The 20,965-nt window shown below is 47.2% G+C and carries 16 protein-coding genes; 7 read left to right on the top strand and 9 right to left on the bottom strand.

Annotated elements, in window-relative coordinates; genetic code table 11:
• Window positions 1–113: 113 nt before the first annotated feature.
• Window positions 114–1,199 (bottom strand): YheC/YheD family endospore coat-associated protein, encoded by a 1,086-nt coding sequence (locus BHE18_RS19240; protein WP_071620118.1) that lies wholly within the window; start codon window positions 1,197–1,199, stop codon window positions 114–116.
• 219 nt (window positions 1,200–1,418) lie between these two features.
• Here BHE18_RS19240 and BHE18_RS22755 point away from each other — a divergent pair, with 219 nt between their 5' ends.
• A complete protein-coding gene (locus tag BHE18_RS22755) occupies window positions 1,419–1,643 on the top strand; it encodes a hypothetical protein (RefSeq protein WP_083573893.1) in 225 nt (74 codons plus the stop codon).
• A gap of 11 nt (window positions 1,644–1,654) precedes the next feature.
• Entirely contained in the window at window positions 1,655–2,575 is a 921-nt protein-coding gene (locus BHE18_RS19235) for a glycosyltransferase family 4 protein (RefSeq protein WP_083573892.1), read from the top strand.
• 223 nt (window positions 2,576–2,798) lie between these two features.
• Here BHE18_RS19235 and BHE18_RS19230 read toward each other — a convergent pair whose 3' ends face one another.
• From BHE18_RS19230 to BHE18_RS19215, 4 genes are all read right to left on the bottom strand, one after another.
• Window positions 2,799–4,187, bottom strand: coding sequence for a DUF2254 domain-containing protein (locus BHE18_RS19230; protein WP_083573891.1), 1,389 nt, complete (start codon window positions 4,185–4,187; stop codon window positions 2,799–2,801).
• Between the two features lie 413 nt (window positions 4,188–4,600).
• Window positions 4,601–5,110: a mismatch-specific DNA-glycosylase gene (locus tag BHE18_RS19225; RefSeq protein ID WP_071620117.1), complete on the bottom strand. Its 510-nt coding sequence runs from the start codon at window positions 5,108–5,110 to the stop codon at window positions 4,601–4,603.
• Window positions 5,111–5,287: 177 nt separating this feature from the next.
• Window positions 5,288–8,617 carry a GH36-type glycosyl hydrolase domain-containing protein gene (locus tag BHE18_RS19220; RefSeq protein WP_071620116.1) on the bottom strand — a complete coding sequence of 1,110 codons (3,330 nt, stop codon included), beginning with the start codon at window positions 8,615–8,617 and terminating at the stop codon, window positions 5,288–5,290.
• Between the two features lie 18 nt (window positions 8,618–8,635).
• On the bottom strand, window positions 8,636–10,801 hold the full coding sequence (locus BHE18_RS19215) for a glycoside hydrolase family 3 N-terminal domain-containing protein (RefSeq protein ID WP_071620277.1): 2,166 nt from the start codon (window positions 10,799–10,801) through the stop codon (window positions 8,636–8,638).
• Between the two features lie 370 nt (window positions 10,802–11,171).
• Here BHE18_RS19215 and BHE18_RS19210 point away from each other — a divergent pair, with 370 nt between their 5' ends.
• From BHE18_RS19210 to BHE18_RS19190, 5 genes are all read left to right on the top strand, one after another.
• Window positions 11,172–12,404, top strand: a complete 1,233-nt coding sequence (locus tag BHE18_RS19210; protein ID WP_071620115.1) for a sugar ABC transporter substrate-binding protein — start codon at window positions 11,172–11,174, stop codon at window positions 12,402–12,404.
• A gap of 131 nt (window positions 12,405–12,535) precedes the next feature.
• Window positions 12,536–13,435 carry a carbohydrate ABC transporter permease gene (locus tag BHE18_RS19205; RefSeq protein WP_058297102.1) on the top strand — a complete coding sequence of 300 codons (900 nt, stop codon included), beginning with the start codon at window positions 12,536–12,538 and terminating at the stop codon, window positions 13,433–13,435.
• 32 nt (window positions 13,436–13,467) lie between these two features.
• Window positions 13,468–14,286, top strand: coding sequence for a carbohydrate ABC transporter permease (locus BHE18_RS19200; protein ID WP_071620114.1), 819 nt, complete (start codon window positions 13,468–13,470; stop codon window positions 14,284–14,286).
• Between the two features lie 505 nt (window positions 14,287–14,791).
• Window positions 14,792–16,429 (top strand): glycoside hydrolase family 13 protein, encoded by a 1,638-nt coding sequence (locus tag BHE18_RS19195; RefSeq protein ID WP_071620113.1) that lies wholly within the window; start codon window positions 14,792–14,794, stop codon window positions 16,427–16,429.
• Between the two features lie 89 nt (window positions 16,430–16,518).
• Window positions 16,519–17,505, top strand: coding sequence for a LacI family DNA-binding transcriptional regulator (locus tag BHE18_RS19190; protein ID WP_071620112.1), 987 nt, complete (start codon window positions 16,519–16,521; stop codon window positions 17,503–17,505).
• Window positions 17,506–17,575: 70 nt separating this feature from the next.
• On the opposite strand, the gene BHE18_RS23885 is transcribed toward BHE18_RS19190, so the two are convergent.
• The 4 genes from BHE18_RS23885 to BHE18_RS19170 all read right to left on the bottom strand — a co-directional run bounded on the left by BHE18_RS23885 (window position 17,576) and on the right by BHE18_RS19170 (window position 20,950).
• Window positions 17,576–18,508, bottom strand: a complete 933-nt coding sequence (locus BHE18_RS23885; protein WP_083573890.1) for a methyl-accepting chemotaxis protein — start codon at window positions 18,506–18,508, stop codon at window positions 17,576–17,578.
• A gap of 454 nt (window positions 18,509–18,962) precedes the next feature.
• Window positions 18,963–19,784 carry a DUF6612 family protein gene (locus BHE18_RS19180; protein ID WP_071620111.1) on the bottom strand — a complete coding sequence of 274 codons (822 nt, stop codon included), beginning with the start codon at window positions 19,782–19,784 and terminating at the stop codon, window positions 18,963–18,965.
• Between the two features lie 116 nt (window positions 19,785–19,900).
• Window positions 19,901–20,518, bottom strand: coding sequence for a transporter (locus BHE18_RS19175; RefSeq protein WP_071620110.1), 618 nt, complete (start codon window positions 20,516–20,518; stop codon window positions 19,901–19,903).
• Between the two features lie 150 nt (window positions 20,519–20,668).
• Window positions 20,669–20,950, bottom strand: coding sequence for a glutaredoxin family protein (locus BHE18_RS19170; RefSeq protein ID WP_071620109.1), 282 nt, complete (start codon window positions 20,948–20,950; stop codon window positions 20,669–20,671).
• Between the last annotated feature and the right edge of the window lie 15 nt (window positions 20,951–20,965).

Genomic DNA, 20,965 nt, shown 5'->3' with positions numbered 1-20,965 from the left:
ATGATGAATCTATAATTTTATTAAAATTCCATTCTTTATCCATAGTATTGGCCGACCCAATCTCTGTAACGGCGGATGCACATAGTAAAAAGCCGGTTTTCCGGCATTTACTGTCAACCCCGGGCTTCTGCGGCTTCCAATAGATGACAGGCATATCCTACCGGAGAAACATGTGTGTTCTTCCATTCCTCCATCATGCCCGCATTTTTGAAAGAGTACCTTAAATCCCTGCAGTTGCACTCGATGAACATTGGAAATCCTTCTTCCGTGATCCCCATATCAAAACCGAGATCTGCCAAGGGGGGAAGATGCTTTTCGAGCAGCCCGGCAGCACTGATGGCGAGTCCTTCCATATTTTCATATACTCCTTCAGGTGTAAGATGCGGAAGATCTTCCATTAGCTCGCGGAAGGTACGGCAAGATCCGCCGCGGGCTACATTGGTCATGTACCAGCCTTTTTTCGCCACCTTTCCCACAATGCCTGAAACCTGCCAGACTCCTACCCTGTTCTTTTGTACCGACACCCTCATATCGAATACACCGCCCCTGCTTTTGGCAAGCGGAATCCGCTGCTGGACGATGACATTCTTTCTTGAAAGCAGTTCTTTCAATCTCGGGGGAAATGTTTCAGAGAAACATTCACTGATCAGAGAATCTTTTTCCCTAAGGGTCAGTTCCCATACCCCGCCGCTCCTTTTGGAAAGTTTGACGATGCCGAGTCCGAGGGTCCCGCTGTTCGGCTTCAGAATCAGTTCATCGTGTTTTTTCATCATCAGCTTCACACTCTTCTCATCCGCCCTCAGTGTTTCCGGGACATGCGGCCGGAGTAATGGATCCCCGAAGAGAATGTCATTGACCTTCAGCTTTCTGTAGCGGTTATATTCATTGAAAAAGATGATTCCTTCTTTTTTCAGCTTTTTGATTTTTCTCCTTTGGGCCGGTTTCAATTTGAATACTCTATTGTGGATGACGTCAGGCCTCGGAACCGCCTGCAGGATGTAGGTCCCCTGTTCATTTTTCACATAAGCATTCACCTGTCTGACACCAGGGGTGATGTCTTCGAAACGGAAATAACATGGAGTCACACCGTATTTTTTTCCGGCTTCTTCATAAAAAGGCAGATGTTCGAATGCAGTCTGCCCTTTTGGAATCCCCCTGAAGACGGCAGCTCCGATCATGATCCCTATATATCTTTTCAAACACAATTCCTCCAGTTTAATCGTTTTCTTTTTTCTTCTTCACTCTTTTTAACAACTATATTCAGTTTGGACAGGAAGCGTATAGGCAGCTGGCAAACAGGGGCTGGTATCCGCCAGTGCGGGAATTCCGGGTTGGTATTCCAGTCAAATATCACCTGCAACATAAGAGGCAAACTGAATATGATGGGAGCATATATGAAGAAGGAAGGTGAATAATGAATGACTGATAAGCCCAAGGTGCTCTTCCTGACCCCGGGTTCGTTTCCGATCCCCTCCCCGGAATCAAGTTCAGTAGAGACGGTCGTGGAGAAAGTGGCAGCCGCATTGCACGGAAAGGCGGATGTCCACATTGCAGACAGGCAAAAGGATTTCCGCAAAGGGAAACGATCGGCGGGACCGCGTATTACCGCTTCCGGTTCAAGCATTGGCAGGAGTATGTCATAAAATGCCTTCCCATGATAAAAGAGATTGCCCCCGATATCATCCAAGTGGAAAACAGGCCGCGGTACGTGCAGCTTCTGAGGAGTCTGCTGCCCTATCAGAAGATTGTTCTGTCACTTCATTCCACTGCTTTCATTTCACCTCCTGCTCTCCCTAAAGAAGAATTGATCCGATGCATCAGGATGGCGGACAGGGTGGTGGTGAATAGTGAATTCCTGAAAGAAATCATCATCCAGAGAACAGGTTGTACAAAAGATAAAGTCTTTGTGAATCACCTCGGCGTGGACACTGCACAGTTTCGGTCAAAATGGCTTTCCAACTTAAAAAAACCTAGGAAGGCGTTCAAAAAAATACAGAATCTTGAAAGCAGGAAGGTCCTCTTGTACGTGGGACGCCTCCGTAAAATGAAAGGGATCCATCATCTCTTGAATGTCATGCCGGCACTTATCAAAAAACATCCGGATATCTGTCTTGTCATCGTCGGAAGTGCCTCATATTCCAGTGCCCGAAAAACGAAATATGTCCTTAAGCTTGAAGAAACGGCGGAAAGATTCCCAGGTCACGTCAAATTCATCCCGTTCATCCCCCATTCTTCCATTCAACAATGGTTCCAGCTGGCAGACATTGCCTATGTCCCTTCGACGGGAAAAGAGGCATTCGGTCTGGTCAATGTGGAAGCAATGGCCTGCGGCGTCCCGGTCATCGCTTCAAAGGCAGGAGGGATGAAAGAGATTATCGAGCATGGAAAGACAGGCTATTTGATTGAACTGAATCAACTGGAAGAGGGTCTGATCCACCACACAGAAGCTCTCCTTTCAAACCAGCAGCTCCAAAAGGAAATTGGCAGTAATGCACGTTCAGCCGTTCATCACCATTTCACCTGGGAACGCTGTGCCGAACGATTATTTGACTTATATTTGAGGGAAATCCCATAAAAAAAGAACTGCCTGAAGACTGCAGTTCTTTTTTTCGTAACGCTCTTTTCGCATATTTTGTTGCTTTGCACACAAGAAAATACCGGAACTTGGGTATTTTCGGCTTGTCCGTCCTTTTGTTGTTTGAACTGGAGTTGGAAAAGAGCACGTCCACAAGCTATATTCAGGCTGCAAGCCCTTTACGAAAAGCAACAATCTTTTAGAAAACAGCCTTTCGTAAAATTCAATTGGCCTTGTCGTCCAATTTATCCATCAGCTCTTTACATCCATCCTCATTCCCGGTCGTTTCCGCAATATCTTTCAGAAGATCTCTGAAGCGGTACATATCCAGGTCATAAAGCAGTCCTTGTTCAAAGCCGCTGATTGTGTACTTGGTGAAGTCCCAAACATGCTTATGATCCTTTTCATCAATCGCATGAGCAATGGCATTCAGAACGGACAGCAGTTCACCCGTGATGACGGCATCCTTTTTCGCATAGTGTCGGATCGATGCAAACCCCCGGTAAAGATAATCTGCATAGGTCAGATTTTTGAGGATGACCCGCAGATTCCCGTCTTCATCTGTGAGATAAGGTGAGAATACTTCCATTTCCGAAATTTGAATAAGAAGGTCTCCGATTTGATAGATGATATTCGTTGCGGTCTTAGGGTCATCATTCCCGAGTGCCCGGATGGCGATTTCCACGAATTTATTGATGCTGAATTCGATATCCTGGACTTCCGTTTGATTTTTACCAATCTCAAACATCCCTGAGTAGAGTCCTTCATCCAGCTCAAAATCAGGTGACGGGTGCCAGTACGTCAAAACCGGCGTTGACCGGAAGACGAAGCTTCCGATTCGGTTGTCCAGCCGGATGATCAGATTGTCCTCGGCTGCCTGCCGAATCAATGCATTGAAGTAGGTCTTCTGCAGATATCCGGACTGTTTGGCATACATCTGCTTTCCTTCACCGCCTGGCACCTGCATTTTTACATCATCGGGTTTTTCTGCCTTATGCGGCTTCAATTCATTGACAAGCGAACTTTCAATAATGTTCACGGATTCCTGCTTGATCTGTTCTGTCAGATTGGTCACCTGAAGCCAGTTGACGATATGATTGATGAAGATTGCGAAGGTACTGATCGTAAGCAGGGCCGTAAGTACAGCTGCAGACGGAATCAGACTATATGCCTGAGCCGTATCTTCGTTGATGAAAAACAAACAAAATAACACATATAGGAAGCTGCCGCTGAAGATCCCGAGCGTCCGCTGGGTCACTTTATTCATCATGAAGTTCTTAAGGATCCTCGGGGAGAACTGACTGGAAAACGTGGACAGTGCCCCAAGAACGCCGTAAAAGGTAAATGTGGTAAGTGATAAGATCCCTGCAGTCAATGTACTCAGAATCGTCTTGGTCAAAGCGTAGTCGACCTTTAAGAACGAAGGCATCCCTTTGTAGACGTTCATTTCAAGATCCGCCCAAAGCGTCACGAAGACGAATATGAGGGAGAGCAGCGCATAAATCATGGGAGTCAACCACAAATTAGAATAAAGGACGCTCCACTTTTCCAGTTTCGTCATCCTTGAAAATCGTTTTGCCTGCGAGGGCAGTTTTTTAAGTATGTATCGCATTCCGTTCCCACCCTGTTTAGAAAGTCTCCAGCTGAAAATGTTCAACTTTCCCGTAATCTTCCCTGATGCGGTCCGTCTTAAACTTGTAGAATATCCTTTATTTAAAAGGAGGAACCCGGCCGTGACCGGGATTCCTCCCGGGCCGGATTAAGCAGTGGTGTTACATACTCCGTTTCTCAGGCAGGTTAATACGTTGCCCAATAAACCGAGAACCCAGCAGATAAGGCTGCGAAGCCAATCCAAAATGCAAGAACTAGGAAGAGCTGCTCCCATTGTTCTCCCTCCTTTCTCTATGAAACTAGTAAATAATATTTACCACTATCTATTCTATTAATCGTTCATGATTTTTGTATAAACCCTTGTACCAGGCCATCCTTAAATTAGGCTGTAATACCATCAAAAAAAGGACCGTCTTAAACAGAACGGTCCCCTTCAAGTATCTTTCGATAGATTGCTGAAATTTCCTCTACTTTCATCCGTACAAGCCCGCTTGATGAGGGTGCAACAAAATCGCGTACCCCATGTACCGTCGATTCTTCCTGCCATCCCCACGGGACCTTTTTCTTCCCTGAAAACTGCTGATAGACTCCTTTGCCCACAAAGCATGCAATCCGGGGTCTATACGTTTCGAGTTTCTCTTTTAAAAGAATCCTTCCTTCCCGGTATTCCTCTTTCGTTATTTCAGAAGCGTCCTTTGTCGGTCTTTCTACGATATTCGTCAAGCCATATCCAAGTTCTAATAGACTGCCGTCTTCATCAGAATGATAGAGCCTTGGCGTCAAATCAGACTGATAGAGGATCTTCCAGAAGCGGTTGGTAGGATTCGCATAATGATGTCTCGTTTCACTCGACCTGATGCTGGGATTGAACCCGATGAACACAATATCGAGATTATGTTCCAGGTGATCTGGAATCTTGTTCATGAAATCACCACCTTCTTTTTCCCTTCCTATCATCCATGATAAACCATACGATATAGGAATCAAAACAGGGCAATTGCTCACGGGCTGCCCGCAGATACATACTGCGCTTTACAGAGATCTTAGTGAAGGGTGAAAGAAAGCCTGCTTCCGGATGGAGGCAGGCTTTCTGGTTTATGATCAGAGGTAGATATCGATTCTGTTATTTTCGCTGTTCAGCAGTTTTTCAAGTTCGTCTTTTGAAATCCGCATGCCGCCTTGACGGTAACGGTTGGATACAGGTGTGGCAGGAGCTTCCTGCCCGTTCATTTCTACACGGTTTCCGCTTTTTCCGAGATGATAGACGAATGTCACCGGCTGGTGATTGAATGTGAAGTCAAATTGAAGTCCGTCAAGTTTCTCCGTCAGAACCGGGTCTATCACAAGGTCCCCGCCTTCCTGGCGGATCCCCAGCGCATTTGAAATCAATTGATTCATATAAATTCCCGGTCCGCTTGAATAGATTCTCCATCCGCCTTTGACCGGCACAGAACCGTCACGCAGTTCACCGAACCGTTCCTGTGCTTCGTACCTCGTGTTGAATTTCCCGTCAGAAGAGCTGAAATACACATTGCTCTGACGGCGCTCCGCGTTCGGAACGGCATCCTTCAGGCCGACCGGATTGATGATTTCGAGGCCTTTCCATACCTCATCCGAATATCCGAGCTTCGCCATCGCTTCCACAAAGCGGATGTGGGCATGTACGTATTGAAGGCCGATTTCACGTCCGAAGTTCGAAGCCTGTTCAGCCCGCTTGAAGTGGGTGCTGACCCCGCCTTCATACTTCGCCGGGCGGTTCATCAGGCGGACCCCGTCCGGACAGTATAAATGCTCCTTCACCAATTCATAATGAGAAGCTGCCTGCTCAGGCGTGAATAGCTCTGAAATGATGCTTCGGTTCATCGGCAGCAGGCGGTAATGTATGCCGGTTTTTGTATCCTTCGGATGAACCATAAATTCAGGTTTCCCCGCCTCTTCCATATAGACGAACCCAGGGATTACGTCATCCTGGAGGATATACTTGTTGAAGTCCTGCTGGATGCCTTCCGCGAGAGTTTTAAACTCCTCTGCCTCCTCCTCTAAAACACCGTGGAGCACGGCGGAAAGCTTACCGATCACTTGATAGGTCAGGGCGACCGTCCAGCTGCTCGCCATGTATTTTTTCAGGTTGGCGTTAGCAGGCTGAAGCGTATCGTCCCAGTCCCCGTCACCGTAGGAAGACAGGAACGTGTCATGAAGGAAGTTTTCCTTGATATAGGAAAGCTCCTTCCTGATATGAGCGAGAAGAGTCGCTTTCCCTTCAGTTAAACCGAAGCCTTCCCGCTCTGTATAAGGAATCTCTTCCTGTAAAATTCCGTAGTCATTCGTCGCCGCGAGGTAGTCGCTTACCACTTTCAGCGGCCAGACGATAATATCCCCGTGGCTGTCATCCTGCTGAAATTTATAATACTTGTCAAACATGAACCATTGCGGCCAGTTGCCATCATCTTCATATTGATGCGAATAAACGGTTTTGATGATTTCCTTCACGGACTCGTAGTTCTGTGTCGCCATGAAATATTCGGTCGGACCCTGACACACATCGCGTGTCCCCCAGGCTGCACCGCCGTATTGCTCCAGCCCGTGCGGAACGGAGTAGTGGACCAGCATATTATGAGTGTACCACCAGGCGAGCGCATTCACTTTTTGAAGGGATGCCGGCAGCTCATCATTTTTTGAAAGATTGAAGCCGTTCATGACGCCTCTGTAATACTCACGGTACTTCTCGATCTCTTCATTGTGGTCGCGCTTCACGAAATCGCGCTCTTCCCCGTACAGCAGCCCCTGGACGGTCAGGTTCCATTCTGCGGACGCACTTACTTCCATCACAACGAGGGAAGCGGCGCCTTCTTCAACATCGTCCGCAAGCTTCTCTTCACGGCCGGTTTCCACATCCGCACCGTCGATTTTCAACCTGTAGGAAAGATGCGGGAACGTCTGACTGCTGTCCGCTTCCGGATCGGCAGTGATTGTCAGGATCCCGTCTTCCTGCTTCAGGTTGAAGCCTTTTTCATATTCATTGTTATTCATCGTCACCTGATTCGTCACGACATAACGGTACGATTTGCCGTTTTGTGATTGCACGTTCAGCTGCACTTCAGGTGAATCGACCACAGTATAATTCGAAATGACGATCATATCGTCCTCAGTCTTATAGTACCAGCGGACGTAATTGAAGCCGATTTCGAACATCGATGGCAAAGTCATCAGCCTGTACTCTCCGTTCACTTCTATATAGATGCGCTGCCCCGATGTTTTCGACACATTCAAATGACTCCGCTGGTTCGTCAGCATTTTGTTAAACGACGTATTCCCCACCACAAGCTGAGAGTTGAACAATCCGTACATGAAAGAGGTCGTCGTGATCGTATCTTCTTTCATGCGGTGATTTTCACCCGACATCAAAATATGACCGTGCGGGCGCTCCACCATCAATTCCTTTTCCTTCAAGACGACATGCTCATGCGTATCCGTGAAGAAAGATAATAATTGGCCGCCTTCCCGTTCCTCATTGTGACGGTGAGCAAACAGTTCTTCTATTTCGGTTCCAGTCATGGAAAGCGTTTGGAGGGGCTTGCCGAATTCCGGTTTCATTTTTACATATTCACCGGTACCCTTATATTCTGTTCCCCCGGCCTGCGCCTCTTCCCATGCCGCTTCGATTTCGTCTTGGAATCCCAATTCTTCAATCGCTCCAGCATGATCTTCCTTGAAGACCCCGTAGAACGTAAATCTTTGTTTGCCTTTTAGTATTGCCTTTTGGGACTGCAGGGCCGTATAGGCGAATTCATACTGGTAGATTTCATTTGCCAGCGTTTCTTTCGTCAACACTTCAGGTACATCACTTTCTTTATAAGACAGTCCGTAAAATTGGAACCCGTCCGTCGAATAGCCTGCCGCTTTCCCGATTGCCCCCTGTTGGATATAAGGGAATCCGCTTGACTGCGGCTGATTCTGCCTTGAGCAGACTGTGAAGCCCTTCTCTTCACTTCCAAACACACGATGATCGATATACTGGGACATATAGGCTTCATTGGAGCGGACGGCCCCCTTGTCGGCAAGCCCGAGATCCTGTCCGTAAATGACATCGACTTCGACTCCATTGCCTTCTACCTCTGCATCCCAGAACCAGATTCCGCGGTCCGTCAATGTGAAGGTCACTTCGTAGGTCACGCCTTCGAAAGATCCGCTCCATTTCACGCGGGAATCAGCCCATTCCACCTTGCTTCCCGATTTGACCCCGATCATCGGCTTGAATGTGATGCCATCCTTTCCGTGAATGCGCAGATACAGATTGTTCATCGAACCGTCGATCGGGTTGGTCATCAATCCATTCACCATGATATCTTTATGTGTAAGGGCAAATAAGTCCCCGCCCGTTAAAAAAGTAAATGTCAGGTCTCCTGCTGAGAGTACAACGTTTGTGTTCATTTCTTTCCCCTCGCTTCTCTATTTTTCCAGTTTAAAGGATGCCTCCATGACGTCCCTGCTGTTTCCTCCGATATATGCGATAAAAGTACCCCGGTCGCTTCTAAATGAAAGATCGGAATGATGGTACCTTAGCTGCTCCTCTATCAGGGTGAAGCCCACTTCCTTCGATTCCCCCGGTTCCAGGCAGATTTTTTCAAAAGCTTTAAGCTCCTTCAGCGGCCGTACCACTTCGCCGCTTACATCGCGCACGTACAGCTGAACGACTTCTTCCCCTGCAACCGTTCCGCTGTTTGTCACTGTGAGTGTCAGATTCAATGGTTGATCGCACGTCATTTTTTCACTTGACAGCTTCATGCCGCTGTAGGTGAATTCCGTATAGCTCAAGCCGTAGCCGAACGGGAACAGCGGACTGTTAGGGATATCCAGGTACTGTGAAACATAGCGTTCCTGTGCGTCCGGAGCTCCCTTCGGACGTCCGGTATTGTAGTGGTTATAATAAACCGGGATCTGGCCCGCACTGTAAGGGAAGGACATCGCCAGGCGTCCGGATGGATTTACGTCACCGTATAAAAGGTCTGTAATGGCGGCGCCGCCTTCCGTTCCCGGATACCATGCTTCAAGCACGGCATCGGTTTCATCCCACACACCATGAAGATCGAGCGGACGGCCGTTGAAGAGCACGGAGACAATCGGCTTGCCGAGCTGCTTCATGCGCTGTATCAACTCGAGCTGTGCTTCGGGGAGCCGGATATCCGCGCGGCATCCCGCTTCCCCGCTCATTTCCGAGTCCTCGCCGAGTGCAAGGACGATGATGTCTGCGTCTCTCGCTGATTCGAGCGCTTCTTGAATTTGTTCCTCTGAAATCGTTTCAATGTCACTGCCGCCGGATACAGTCAGCTTGGCCCCATCGATTTTTTGTAAGAACCCTTCCTTCACCGTCACGGCATCCTCCTTCGATCCAAGCCAAGACCACGGTCCAAGAATGTCACCGCTATCTGCAAATGGACCGATCAGGGCAATGTTTTGTTCTTTTCGAAGAGGTAAAACGCCTTCATTTTTCAGTAAAACTGCTGATTTCCCGGCGAGTTCCCGGGCAGCTTCGCGGTGGGCACTGCTCATCACAACCTCTTTCTCGAGTTCCTCATCCGCTCCCCTGTATGGGTTTTCGAATAAACCAAGCTTTTCTTTCAATGTCAGGATCCGGAGGACGGCTTCATCGATCAGTGCCTCATCAACCTGACTCTCTTCCACTAATACCTTTAAGTATCTCACATAAGCGGCAGTCATCATTTCAATATCTACCCCGGCCGTAAGGGCTTTCAAAGCAGCTTCCTTTTCATCTTCTGCAACGCCGTGAGGAATCATTTCCTTCACTGCACCCCAGTCGGAAATCAGCACGCCGTCAAATCCCATTTCTTCGCGGAGGATGGACCGCATCAGCTTCTTATTTCCGGTTGCCGGGATGCCGAACACGGTATTGAATGCGGTCATCACCATCTCGCAGCCTTCGTCGAGCGCTGCTTTATACGCTGGCAGATAACTTTCCCGAAGCTCACGTTCAGACATATCCACCGTATTATAATCACGGCCGCCTTCTGCTGCCCCGTATGCAGCGAAATGCTTCACGCAGGCTGCTACGCGGTTCGTTTCATTAGTCAAGTCGTCCCCTTGAAATCCGCGGACGAATGCCCTTGCAAACTCACTGTTCAAATAGGGATCTTCCCCGGTCGATTCCATCACCCTGCCCCAGCGGGGATCCCGGACGAGGTCGACCATTGGAGCGAATGTGACATGTACACCGGATGCCGATGCTTCCCGTGCAGCAATCTCAGCACTTTTCTCCGCCAGTTCAAGGTCCCATGAGCAGCCGATTGCAAGCGGTACAGGAAAGATCGTTTTATACCCGTGCACGATATCGGACATCACCAATAGAGGGATGCCCAGCCGGTTATCTTCCAGATGCTTCCGCTGGATGTTCTTCACTTCCTTTGCTCCGGACGCACCGAGTACCGACCCAGCATTCCCGATCGTCTCGTCGCTGATTCCCATTTCGGCCATCGGACCGGTGATCTGCCCCCCATCGCTCGCCCCTTTGAAAAATGGTGTCGCAAGCTGTGTCAGCTGGGCAATCTTTTCATCCAATGTCATTTCGTTTACTAATGAAGCAAGCTTCTGTTCATTCATATTCATATTGGAACCTCCGGATTTTAGGATTTTGTGGTGCAGTTCTTTATTTAGTGAAACGTTTCAATAATCAGTTGAGTCGAATTATAAGCGTAATCCCTCTTGTAGTCAACAAAGATCTGGATCCTCCCGAATTACCAAAATCATCTATTTACAGTGTTCCCAACCTATTAAACAACATTTTTCAATGATCTGGATTTTAACAACCCACAATTTTTCAAAAAGTGGTTGAAAGCGGATTCACGTTTGATTATAATATAGTCATCGAAACGTTTCAATAACGTTGACTGATTTCCCTGTTTGCTTCTTAATAGCAGGCAGCATTGTTTCAGGATGTAAAAAACAATCATAATAGAATGGAGATGGGAGAATGAGAAAGAAATCATGGACACTGTTATTGGTCGCGATGATCGCATTATCGACTGTACTTGCTGCATGCGGAGGCGGAGGCGACTCAAAAGACGGCAAGAAAGAAATTACCGTCTGGGCCATGGGTGAAGAAGGCAAGAAACTGAAGGAAATGGCTTCTAAATTCGAAGAAGAAAATAAAGACATCACCGTAAAAGTACAGGCGATTCCTTGGGGCAACGCTCACGATAAACTTTTGACAGCCGTTGCTTCAGGAAATGGACCGGACGTTCTTCAATTAGGGACAACCTGGGTGCCTGAGTTTGCAGATGCCGGCGCTTTGCTTGATTTAAAGCCATATCTAAAGGATTACCCGGAATTCAAACCTGAGAATTTCTTCGAAGGTTCCGTCACTTCCATGAAGTATGACGACAAAATCGTCGGGGTTCCATGGTACATTGATACACGCGTTCTATACTACCGCACAGATTTATTGAAAGAAGCTGGATACGACAAAGCCCCTGCAACATGGGATGAACTGAAAGATGCAGCTGAAAAGCTGAATGCCCGCGGAGACGATATGTACGGACTTGATATCGACCGCAACGACCAGATCACTCCATTCATCTTTGCTTGGCAAAATGGATACGAATTCGAAGGCAAGGATAAAATGAACTTCGACAGCCCTGAATTCAAGGGAGCAATTGAATACTATGCGAGCTACTTCAAAGAAGGCTTAAGTCCGACTGCAGAAGGAATCGACATCGTACAGGCATTCAAGAGCGGATCGAAACCAATGTTCTTCAGCGGTCCTTGGATGATCAACATCATCAACGACCAGGCTCCAGATTTGAAAGATAAATGGGCGGTTGCTGTAATGCCTAAGAAAGAAACAAACACATCAAGCATGGGCGGATCGAACCTGTCGATCTTCCACAACTCTGAACATGTCGATGAATCCCTTAAATTCATCTCTTATATGAACGAAGTAGACACACAAATGGAATGGCTGGAAATGTCCAACACACTTCCTTCACGAACAGAAGCTTGGGAAGAGCCTAAGCTGAAAGAAGATCCATTACTTTCTGTGTTCGGTAAACAGCTGGAAAACACTAAAGCATCACCGCAAATCAAAGAATTTGAAAAGATTGCACAGGAATTCCTTTCTTCCATCGAAAGAATCACTGTCGGCGGTGCGGATATTGATAAAGAGTTAGAGCAATTCAATAAGAAAGCAAATGACATTGTCGAGTAAGATTAAATACTAAAAAGCATTCGCTCTTAATAAGGAAGATAGTTGGAGTTACAGGCATATCCCGCTCCGGGATTGCCTGAACTCCATTTTTAAAATAAACCTTCTGCGGTGTTTTGGTTAGGTGGGATATCATGAGCAATGGATTAAAAAATATCAGAACAAATAAGCATCCATACGTGTTTATTGCTCCTGCAGTCATCATATTGGCTGTTTTCAGCATCGTTCCGATCATAGTGGCCTTTCTGATCAGCTTTACCGACCTGGATCTTGCCGGGCTTGCCAACTGGTCGAATGTGCACTTTGTCGGCCTGGAAAACTACTCTGCATTGATTTCAGACGAACTCTTTCATAAATCGATTTACAACACGTTTTTCTATGTCATCATCGGGGTGCCTCTCGTCATTGTTTTCTCATTGGGGATCGCCCTTCTCCTCAATTACGGGACAAGCAAGCTGTTCACGGTGTTCCGCGGGGTCTATTATATGCCTTCGATCACGAACATCATCGCCGTGGCGGTTATTTGGGGCTTCCTTTACAATACCGAGTACGGATTATTCAACTACTTATTATCTCTTTTGGATGTCGAGAAAATCCCTTGGTTAGGAGAGCCAACGATCGCCAAGCTATCGTTGATTGTTTTAGCTGTATGGAAAGGGATCGGGATCAACATGATCATCTTCCTCGCGGCACTCCAGGGGATACCGAAATCTTACTATGAAGCAGCCGAAATGGACGGGGCCAACCGCTGGCAGGTGCTGTGGAACGTGACCATTCCATTACTGAGGTACGCTACGTTCTTCGTCACCGTCACGACCCTCATCGGATGGCTACAGTTCTTCGAAGAGCCGTTCGTCATGACAAACGGAGGACCGCTTGACGGGACGATCTCGATGGCACTGTTCATCTACCAGAGGGGCTTCCAGTTCAGTGAATTCGGATACGCGGCAGCAGGATCATTCATTTTGTTCGTGTTCATCATCATCATTACCTTGGTTCAATTTAAAATTAGAAAATCTGATACAGAATACTAAGTTTGTAAATACACAGTATCGGGGTTGAAACTATGAAAACATTTAAAATGGAACGGCTTTTTGTCATCATCCTCCTGATCCTCGGCGGAATCATCGTATCCGTCCCGTTCATCTGGATGATCTCAAGCTCATTCAAGCCGGAAAGCGAAGTGCTTCAAATACCGCCTACGCTCATTCCTGAAAATCCGACGCTCGAAAACTACGCCAATCTGTTCGAAAGCATGAACTTCGGCGTCTACTTGAGAAACACATTGGTCATCGTGCTCTTCTCCTTTGTCGGCCTGTTCTTCAACGCCATGGCCGGCTACGGTTTTGCAAAATACCAATTCAAAGGAAGGGAAAAAATCTTCTACATTGTGCTGGCAACCATGATGATCCCGGCACAGGTAACGATGATTCCCGTTTACCTGATCCTGAATGAAATGGGGCTGACCAATACGATGACAGGGATTGTGCTGCCGGGGCTTGCAGCCGCCTTCAGCATCTTCCTGTTCAGGCAGTTTATGACGACGATCCCAACCGACCTGATCGAGGCTGCACGTCTTGATGGTGCCGGAGAATTCTATATCTTCTTCCGGTTAATCGTACCGATTGCGAAACCAATCTTCGCGGTGCAGGGGATCCTTACCTTCATCGGAGCCTGGAACAGTTTCTTATGGCCGCTGATCATCGCGAATGATGAGAGTCTATACACTCTATCTGTAGGACTTTCCCTTCTGCAGGGGCAGTATGCCAATAACTTTGGATTACAGATGGCCGGCGCGGCATTCATGGTCGTACCGATCATCATCATCTTCTCTTTCTTCCAGAAGTATATCGTGGAAGGATTTACGATGTCGGGGATTAAGTAGTTGATTTGTTGGGGGTTGTGAGGTTGTTTTAGGTGTGTACCTGGTACAGTCGGGGTTGGTTGTACCTGGTACAGGGTTGTGGGGTTGTACCAGGTACATAGTTGAGGTTTTGTACCTGGTACAGGGTTGTGAGGTTGTACCAGGTACATAGTTGAGGTTTTGTACCTGGTACAGGAGCTGCAGATTGTACCAGGTACACCAGCTCGGATTTGTACCTGGTACAATCCTTTTTTAGAATGGTGGCGGGCTTCGTTTCGGTGAAATGAGCCTGGCACCTTTTGGTGTATTTTGAGCCAGGCTCGAATGAGGGGATGTTTGAACCAGGTCCGAACGCGCCGGTGTCAGGCACAAATCAAACGTATTGTGCCTGGTACAATTGAGCCGTTTTGTGCCAGGCACAATCCCTCCCTTTTGTGCCTGGCACCACAAACGCAGCCTCCCCATCAAACACCCTCCCCCCCCCTCCCACCGCATCACAGCAACCTACTTATTAAAGGAGGCAGCCATGGAGAAAAAATGGTGGCACCGCTCGACGGTGTATCAAATATACCCGCGCAGTTTTAATGACCACAACGGCGACGGAATCGGGGATATTCCCGGTATTATAGAGAAACTCGATTATCTTGCTTTTCTCGGGATTGATATCATCTGGCTGAGCCCGGTTTATCAATCGCCGAATGACGATAACGGATATGATATCAGCGATTATTATGAAATCATGAGCGATTTCGGTACGATGGATGACATGGATACATTAATCGAAGAGGCCCGCAAACGGGATATCAACATCATGATGGATCTAGTCATCAATCATACTTCGGATGAACATCCTTGGTTCATCGAATCCCGAAAGTCAAAGGATAATCCTTATCGTGATTATTATGTGTGGAGGGAAGGCAGCGGCGGTCCGCCGAGCGGCATCACCTCTGTTTTCAGCGGTCCTGCATGGGAATATGATGAAGCGACCGGGGAGTACTACTTCCATCTTTTCAGCAAAAAGCAACCTGACTTGAACCTTCATAACAAGGAAGTACGGGAGCACCTTTATAACATGATGAATTTCTGGCTTGATAAAGGAGTGAGCGGCTTCCGGATGGATGTGATCGATTTGATTGGTAAGGAAATCGATGACAAAGTTCTGACAGACGGGCCAAAGCTGCATGTCTACCTGCAGGAAATGAATCGGGAAGTCCTTTCAAACTACCCGACCGTCACTGTCGGTGAAACGCCTTCTGCCACGCCTGAGACGGCGAACCTTTATACAGGTGAAGGACGGAATGAGCTTGATATGGTCTTCACCTTTCAGCATATGTCTCTTGATGAAGTTGAAGGAAAAGGAAAGTGGGCGTTAAAGCCGCTTGATCTGCATGACTTGAAACAAACACTGGGGAAATGGCAGACTGAGCTTCACGGGAAGGGCTGGAACAGCCTGTACTGGAATAATCACGATCAGCCGAGGATCGTCTCCAGGTGGGGCCATGATGGTAAATACCGGGTGGAATCGGCGAAAATGCTTGCCACCATCCTTCATATGATGCAGGGCACCCCCTATGTTTATCAAGGTGAGGAAATCGGGATGACGAATATCGTTTTTGATGATATCCGTGACTACCGTGATATTGAGACGATCAATTTTTATAATGAAAAAGTTTCGGAAGGCATCCCGCTTGGCATCATCATGAAATCCATCCATGTAAAAGGAAGGGATAATGCCCGCACCCCTTTCCAGTGGGATAGCAGTCTTCACGGCGGCTTCACGACCGGGACACCGTGGCTTGAAGTGAATGCTAATCATAAAGAAATCAATGCGGAAGACGCATTGAGAGATGAGGACTCCATCTTCCATTACTATAGAAAGCTGATCCGATTAAGAAAAGAACACGACATCATCGTATACGGCGGGTACGAGCCGATCCTGGATGACCATCCTGAAATTTTCGCCTATAAGAGAAAGCTCGGAGATGAGACGCTAGTTGTCGCCGCAAATTTTTATGGAAACGAACCGGAGCTCGAACTGCCTTCAGATTTCGACGGCACCAGCTGTGAACTCTTGATAAACAATTATTCCGAAGCACCAGATCGGCCTTCCGGACTGAAAAAATTGCGTCCGTATGAAGCGATCGTCTATCTCATAAAATACTAAACCGCTCACAATTCATACCAATAATTGTATAATAAGACATATACATGAAAGCGAACTGATAAGCCTTATGTTAAAAGGAAGTGAACAACATGGCCACCATAAAAGATGTAGCCAAGCTTTCCGGGGTCGCGGTCTCAACCGCTTCCTACGCGCTCAATAACAGCAAGAAGGTCAGCGAGGAAACCCGGCAGAAAGTATTGGCCGCAGCAAAAGAATTGAATTACCAGAAAAACGGACTCGCTTCCGATTTGAAAAGGACAAGCACAAACACGATCGCCCTGATCCTGAGCGACCTGTCGGGACCCTATTACTCAGAACTGATCAAGGGCGTACAGGACGTTGCGTCGACGAACGGATACGATTTGATCGCCTGCAGTTCGATCGGCGGGGCCCAGTCCACCGCCGTGAAGTTCCTGCGCGAAAAGCGTGTGGACGGTGTCATCATCCTTGCCCATAATATTGATGACACCACCATCCTTGAGTCAGCCCGGGAAGGATTCCCGATTGTCGTCCTCGACCGGAGTGTACAGAATGAACATGTCGTCCAGATTGAAGTTGACAATGAACACGGGGCATTCATGGCGACAGAACACCTGATAGAAAAAGGCAGCCGGGACATTGCTTTTGTAAGCGGACCTTATAACTCGCATGACAACGAACTCCGTTTCAAAGGCTATCAGGCCGCACTCCAAAAGCATGGAATCGATTATCGTTCCAAATGGAAAGTGTCCGGCGGCTTCACGAGGGAAGGCGGCTATCAGGCGACGAAGATGCTCATCGCCCAAAAGGATGTCCCGCAGGCCATCTTCTTCGCCAATGATGAAATGGCCATAGGAGGACTTCAGGCATTGAATGAAAAGAAAATCTCTGTCCCTGATGACATATCAATCATCGGATTCGACGATATCCAGCTTTCAGAATATGTCTCCCCTCCGCTGACGACGATGCGCCAGCCTAAATACGAAGCCGGCGCCCTGGCAGTCCATTTGATCTTCCAGGTACTCTCAAAGGAAAAAGTCGACCACAATTACAAACTGACGACGGAACTGATCGAACGGAAATCTGTCAAAAGATGATGGATTGGTCCGCGACATGACAAAGGCCCGTCCCGCATTGCTTTAAAGCGATGCGGGACGGGCCTTCATCTTATAGGATCTTTTTAAAATTCCGTGCCTGCAGATCGAGCTGGCGGGCTGCATGGCCTATTTCTTTGAATGCGGCGACTGCCTGTCCGTTAAGATCCTGATTGTTTGAGATCCCTGCCTGTGAGCGGATCGTCCCTTCACTTACCTTGTTGATTTCAGAGGTGATTCCCTCGATGCGGGCATTGACTTCGCCGATCGAATCCTGTACGCGGGTCGCAAGCTTCCTTACTTCACCTGCCACAACATTGAAGCCTCTGCCATGTTCACCAGCACGGGCGGCTTCAATTGCTGCATTCAATGCCAAAAGATTCGTCTGAGCTGCGATTTCCCTTATCGTCTTCACAATGCTTTCAATCGATTTTGCTTGTGATTTAAGAGATTCCATGATATCGAGATTTTCCTTTGACTCTTCGACGAGTCTTCCAATCGCTCTCGCCGCTTCTTCACTCCGAAGGATGCCGTCCTCTGCTTTACCACTGAGTTCTTCAGACATCTCTTGCAATTGAGATGCCACCTTCACAGCTGTCTTTTCCCGTTCTGTGATATCCGTTGCCACTTTTACCACACCCACGACCCTCCCGCGTTCACCTTTGACTGGTGTATAGGTGGCCTCAAGCCAGATAAGGTCACCGCGCTTCGTCACACGCTGGATCTTCTCCTGAAAACTTCTCCCGTTCCGCAAATTCCTCCATAACTCCTGATACTCGCGGCTTTCGGCAAATTCAGGTGTACAGTATTCCCTGTGCCTCATGCCGGGCATCTCTGCTGATCTATATCCGACCGTGCCCGCAAAATTCTCATTCGCCCGCAGCACATTTCCTTCCGGGTCGAATTGAATCATCGCAAGCGACCCGTTAATCGCGTCCATTACCTGTTCTGCCCCAAATCCCTGATTTCTTTCTTCGATTTCTGTCAGTGTACTGTTCATCCTCATCCTCAGCCTCTTTTCCGGAATCAAGCATCTTATGTATCTTCAACCGTGAGTTACCATCACATTCTGCCAATCGCAAGACTATCGTACTAGGTAAATTCAAATTTAACAATTTACAACTCTCGAAATCGAACTATTTTTTTAAAAATAGATGTATGGAGATAACTTTAAAGCTAAGGCCTAAAGACGAACATTTAAAGTGGCCTCTAAACACCGCTAATGATTTCCATGCAAGACTTCGCTTTCCGCAGGTGACCCGTGAGCCTCGTCGCTGCGCTCCTGCGGGGTCTCGCATCAGCTACTCTTCCCGCAGGAGTCTCCGTCTTGCACTCCAATCAACCGCTGGAAAGAGCTAATTTCTAAATGTACTATAAACAAATTAAAAACCCGAACTAATTTGCAAATTAGTTCGGGTTTTACTTAGACTTAATCACTTTTGTCCCAGCTTATATACTCCTTATTCACCCTGTAAAGCTGCTTCATCCATTTGCACGGCATTCTCTTTTACTTCTGCCGGAATCGTGATGTCGTCGATTTCATTGATCTTGGAGTAGCTTCCCTTCATTTTCTGGACGGACTGCACTTTATCTCCTTCGATCTCCATGTCGAAATCCATATCCACTGTGAAATTCAACGGATGATAGGTTTCTTTGTCGATTTCATAAGAGTAGCTCAGTTTGTTCACTTTCAGCCCTTCCAGCAGCTCTTTCGGCATCATCCCTTCTGGCATCGTGGATTCAACCGTCTCCTCTACCAGACTCTGATATTCTTCACCGGAAGCCGAGAAAGAAATCAGATAATGATCGTCTTTTTCTTCGAATTTCACGTCTTTGATATATTCCTTAAGCTGCTTCAGCTGCTCGGTCGCATCCGCTTGCTTCTTGCTCATTTCAACGATAGAATCGGACAATTCCTTCGGTGCAGCCTGCCATTGATCACTCATTGAATCCTTCGTGTAAAGGCCCTCTTCGGTGAAATAGGTTTCCGCTTCAATCGGCATCCCCATCATCGTCATTTCTGTTGTTTGATACAGTCCGAGCGGCTCTGTGACATAATCCATTTCGATCGTCGACTCCTGCGTCACTTTTTCAGCATCTTCCGCAGCCGGGATGATATCCTGCTCCATCTCCATTTTCACATGAAAACTTTCAAGCTTCTCCGACGCAGCAATCGATGAATTGATGATGTCTTCCACATCTTTACCGCTCGTTGTCGTGCCGCATGCCGTCAATCCAAACGCCAAAAATATCGCTGAACCCAGTCCCATTAATTTCTTCATAATATCCTCCTCTTGTATAATTCAGTCTGCCTTTATATACGGATACGCACGAAGAAAGTTTCAAAAAAAAGGAAAAAAGAGTCGAATTCCCTTTTTCCAATTATTTCCTTACATCTTTATTTTGATTGCCTGCTGTTAAGCAGTCCTCTATAAATTCCTTCAAGTTTGGTCATGCCCCACTGCAGTGCGAGCCCCTGAAGGGAAATCCCGATGATTGCCGTAACGGTCAATAACCACATGGATACCCCGCTCTGAAGGTTGACGATCGTGCTTCCCATATAAATCAAATGTCCAAATACCACAACGATCCCATCATAAAAACTGCCGATTGTTTCTTCTATTAAAAAAATGATAAATGATTCCGCAAGCAGGAAGCCGAGCAAAATGGAGATGAGGAGCGTCCAAGATTGATACGTAAGCTTTTCAACATAGGGAGAAATATAATATTTTGTAATGGTCTTCAACCTGAATAAGTAAATGACCCTCACAATCCTCGCCATCTGGAAAAACTGGTCGAATGGAAGAATCGCTATGACCAGGAAGGGATTTTCCTTCAGGAACTCCCACTTCTTCTCTGCCTTTAGCAGCCTTACCACAAAATCCGCGAAAAAGATTCCCCACACAAGCCAGTTCAAAAGCGAATTATGATTGTCTTCCTGCCACAAGTTGATGATTGTAACCATCACAAGAAGGAGCATGAACATCTCATATATGATTTTCAATACCTTTTGCATAAATGCCCCTCCTTACCTTCGACTTTTATGTATTTATATTGTACCAAAGTTGGAAGGGTTATCTGTGTTGAGGTTGGATAATCGTGGAAGATTCCTGTTCTTCTCAAAAAAAGAGCCTCCAGCCCGTGGGCTGGAGGCAAAGCTTCATTCTTATTTCATATCCAATAACTCTTCAATCTCTTCTCGGTTTTGTTCAAATCCAATCAAACTCTTCACCATCTTTTTCTTACCAAGCAGGCCTTTCTTATAAAAGGCAAATGCCGGGACAATCCGTGAGCCGAATGTTTCTTTCATCTCTGCTTCGAGTGTTTCATCCGCCCCAACATCTTTGTGATTGTATTCGATATGCTGTTCCGCCAGGTACTCTTTGGCAGCCTGACAGTCGGAGCAGGTCGGACGTGTATAGAGTTCAATCATTAATTCCTGACTCATATTGATGGTTCACTC

The organism is Rossellomorea aquimaris, assembly GCF_001877785.1.
GTDB lineage: Bacteria > Bacillota > Bacilli > Bacillales > Bacillaceae_B > Rossellomorea > Rossellomorea aquimaris_A.
This window is presented reverse-complemented; position numbering and strand designations above follow the sequence as displayed.